The 3,470-nt window shown below is 32.3% G+C and carries 4 protein-coding genes; 1 reads left to right on the top strand and 3 read right to left on the bottom strand.

Annotated features, from left to right (window positions below; translation table 11 throughout):
* Positions 1 to 276 precede the first annotated feature (276 nt).
* The gene (locus U9R42_05965) at positions 277 to 1,695 is read right to left on the bottom strand and encodes an alpha/beta fold hydrolase (protein MEA3495565.1); all 1,419 of its coding nucleotides are present in this window, start codon (positions 1,693 to 1,695) and stop codon (positions 277 to 279) included.
* Positions 1,696 to 1,797: 102 nt separating this feature from the next.
* On the bottom strand, positions 1,798 to 2,289 hold the full coding sequence (locus U9R42_05960) for a metallophosphoesterase family protein (GenBank protein MEA3495564.1): 492 nt from the start codon (positions 2,287 to 2,289) through the stop codon (positions 1,798 to 1,800).
* 95 nt (positions 2,290 to 2,384) lie between these two features.
* Between U9R42_05960 and rlmB the strand changes: the two genes are divergently transcribed.
* Entirely contained in the window at positions 2,385 to 3,128 is a 744-nt protein-coding gene (gene rlmB / locus U9R42_05955) for a 23S rRNA (guanosine(2251)-2'-O)-methyltransferase RlmB (protein MEA3495563.1), read from the top strand.
* Positions 3,129 to 3,219: 91 nt separating this feature from the next.
* On the opposite strand, the gene U9R42_05950 is transcribed toward rlmB, so the two are convergent.
* Complete coding sequence (locus U9R42_05950) at positions 3,220 to 3,351, bottom strand: hypothetical protein (protein MEA3495562.1); 132 nt, start codon at positions 3,349 to 3,351, stop codon at positions 3,220 to 3,222.
* Between the last annotated feature and the right edge of the window lie 119 nt (positions 3,352 to 3,470).

Genomic DNA, 3,470 nt, shown 5'->3' with positions numbered 1-3,470 from the left:
AATCCATAATTTGAGTTTTTTCTTCTTTTTTACCTCTTTTGTTTTTTCTCCTTGAGGAGAAATTATAAGGTAAAAACTCAAATTATTATATTGGAAATTTCAGGATTGGTAATTTGGCTACCTACTGAAGATTGAGGACTGTTTTTGACTACACGCCTTCTGTTTGTCGTGAAGATCTATCCAGTTAGATAATTGGTTATATCGCATCGCGATTGAGGAACTGCGGACTGGAGACTGCTTACTGGAGACTGCTTACTGGAGACTGAGAACTTATCTCTACAATTCCCCAATCCATTCCCCCAAATACTCCAAAACCCCAACAGAAATAGTTTCTTCAATTTTTCCATATTCACTTGGCAAACCACTTTCGGATGTTTGAAACAAATGATTTAATCCTTCAAATTTCTTTATTGTCAAATTTTTATTACCGCCCTTTTCAACAGCACTTTTTATTCCTTCAAGATTTTTATCCGCAGGAACTTGAAGATCATTAGTCCCGTTGATTGCTAAAATCGGACATTTTACTTTTGATAAAACAGTTTCGGGATTATAAGCTAGAAAATACTTAAACCACGGACTTAGCAGTTGTTTTATAGTAGCATCAATATTTTGTTCATTTAAACCTCTGTTCGTCTTTTCATCAGATGAATATTTCTTTGATATTGTTTTATAAAATTCTCTTATTTCCTTTTCAGCTTTCTCATTATCATAGCCTTGTAAAACAATTTCATAAAGTCCACTGTTTATCTCAACAATATCATTTACAAATTTTTCTTCCATTCCTGATTTTTCCAATATCAATTTTGTTTGGTCGATTAAAAGTGTATTTCCTTTTGTACCCAAACCTGCCATCATTACAATAAAATCAATTTTATCGGAACGTGATGCAAGCAAAGGAGCTATAACTCCACCTTCGCTATGCCCTATCAATCCTATTTTATTTTTATCAATAAAATCCATAGTATTTAAGTAATCAACAGCCGCTTCTACATCATTTGCAAAATCTTCAGTTGTGGAACCTGAAAAACTACCTCCTGATTTTCCTGCACCTCTATCATCAAAGCGTAAAACAGCAATTCCCTTAAGTGTTAAATAATCAGCAATTACTTTAAATGGTTTATGCTCAAATAGTTCTTCATCCCTATTTTGTGCTCCAGAGCCTGAAATAAGTACTACCGCTATAAAATTATTTCCTTCTTTAGGATAAGTTAATGTTCCGGCAAGTGTAATATTATCTTTTTCATTAATAAATTTAACTTCTTCTTCAAAATACTGATAAGGAGGTTTTGGCTCTTGAGGACGATTAAGTTTAGGTATTTCATCTATCTTTTCAAGATTCAAAGGTAGCTCCATAGTGCTTTGCTCCCATGTTCCTGTAATTTTTAAACTATCGGTATCCACTGTTCCTGTGTAAGTAGCCAACATTGCTGCTGATGTAATTTTTATCTTTTTGTTTTCATAAACAACCTTATCAAGAGGAATATCCTTTGCTCCCTGATCAGGGCTATCCAATGTTGCACTTAACTCACCACTCTCACTTTCAGAAATGTGAAAAATCAATCGTAATTCAACACCGTTAATGTTTAATTTTCCTTGCCAAATGCCAACAATATCTTTATTTTGCTGAGCAAATAAAGTTGTAGTAAAAACAATCATCAAAACTAATATTGATGCAATACTTTTAAATTTCTTCATAATTTTGCAATTTTATTTCTTTACAAATATAATCTTTTTTGGAATAAATCAGTAAGCATTAGTGATTGGCAAAACTACTCATATATTATAGTACCCTTAACCTTATCTCCTACTTAATTCAACAACTTTCATATCATTAATTTTTTTATTTTTTAGTTCCATAATTACTATTGTTCTGACCTTGTGCAAACCACTTCTCCCTACTGCTCCGGGATTTATGTGCAATAAATTAAGTTTGTTGTCAGGTATTATTTTTAAAATATGAGAATGTCCTGAAATAAAAATATCAGGAGGGTTAATTTTAATTTCATTTATAATTCTTCTATCGTATTTCCCCGGATAACCACCTATATGGGTCATCCAAACAGAAAAGCCTTCAATAGTAAAGCGTTGATGTTCAGGGATTGTTATTCTCAATTCATTAGAATCAATATTTCCATACACAGCTCTTACTTTAGTTATTTTTTCCAGTTCATCAAATAGTTCAATGCTTCCAATATCTCCAGCATGCCATATTTCATCACATTCTTTCAAATGTTTTTTTGTAATCTCACAAAGATAATTGTGTGTATCGCTAATAATTCCAATTTTCATAAAAAGATTGATAATTAATCATAAAGGTTCAATAAATTTTCCTCAAATTTGAATAAATTTTTATAATGAGTTAGTATATTCTTTAAAAATAATAAATGGCAAAACGAAAAGACATCATAAAAGGTTTTCACGCAATTGAAGAAGCATTAGATTCAGGACATCAATTAAAAAAAGTATTAATTCAACGAGGATTAAAGAGTGAAACTCTTGCGAAATTAATAATAGAATTTAAACGGCTGTCGATCAATATTCAATATGTTCCTAAAGAAAAGTTAAACAAATTAAGTGGTAACAATCAGGGAATTATAGCACTTAGCTCTCCTATTGAATTTATTGATTTAAAAGAACTCATACCATTTTTATATGAACAGGGAGAAACACCTTTAATTGCTATTTTAGACAGGATTTCTGATGTTAGAAATTTTGGTGCAATTGTCCGTAGTGCTAAATTTCTCGGTATTAATGGAATTCTAATTCCTGAAAAAGGCTCGGCTGAAATTAACGATATTGCTATTAAAACATCCTCAGGAGCATTATTAAAGATGAATGTTTGCATGGAAAAAAATCTTGTTGAAAGCTGTAAATTCTTAAAAGAAAGCGGATTACAAATAGTTTCTGCATCAGAAAAAGCAAATATCAGTTTATCTGAAATTGATTTTTTATTACCAACTGCCATTATTTTAGGAGCAGAAGATACAGGCATTTCATCAGGACTTTTAAATATTTCCGACAAAACAACACTAATTCCTAAAAAAGGTAGCTTAGATTCCTTAAACGTTTCTGTTGCGGCAGGTATTTTCTTTTATGAAGCAAGTAAGGGAAGAGGGATTGAGAGTTGAGAATTGAGAGGTGAGAGATGAGAGGTGAGAGGTGAGAAGTGAGAAGTGAGAAGTGAGAAGTGAGAGGTGAGAAGTGAGAGGTGAGTCAACCCTATTCAGGCAAGCACATCCTGTATCTTGCATCCTGTATCTTGCATCCTGTATCTTGCATCCTGCATCCTGCATCCTGTATCTTGCATCTTGCATCCTGCATCCTGTATCCTGTATCCTGTATCTTGCTCACTAAGGACTATTCCCCACTCATACTCTCATAAGTCCCATTATCATACAAGACTGTTATCATTTTAATTTTCGGTGGTTTTTTTAAAACTTCTTCTGATTTATCTTTAAAGGTGGTTTTTT

The sequence above is a fragment of the Bacteroidota bacterium genome, assembly GCA_034723125.1.
GTDB lineage: Bacteria > Bacteroidota > Bacteroidia > CAILMK01 > JAAYUY01 > JAYEOP01.
Note: the sequence above shows the minus strand (reverse complement) of the source record. Positions and strands in the feature narration are given on the sequence as shown.

What these genes read in the sequence shown, in the direction of transcription:
- U9R42_05965 (MEA3495565.1), bottom strand. Translation starts at nt 1,695, where the DNA reads ATGAAGAAATTTAAAAGTATTGCATCAATATTAGTTTTGATGATTGTT.
- U9R42_05960 (MEA3495564.1), bottom strand. Translation starts at nt 2,289, where the DNA reads ATGAAAATTGGAATTATTAGCGATACACACAATTATCTTTGTGAGATT.
- rlmB (MEA3495563.1), top strand. Translation starts at nt 2,385, where the DNA reads ATGGCAAAACGAAAAGACATCATAAAAGGTTTTCACGCAATTGAAGAA.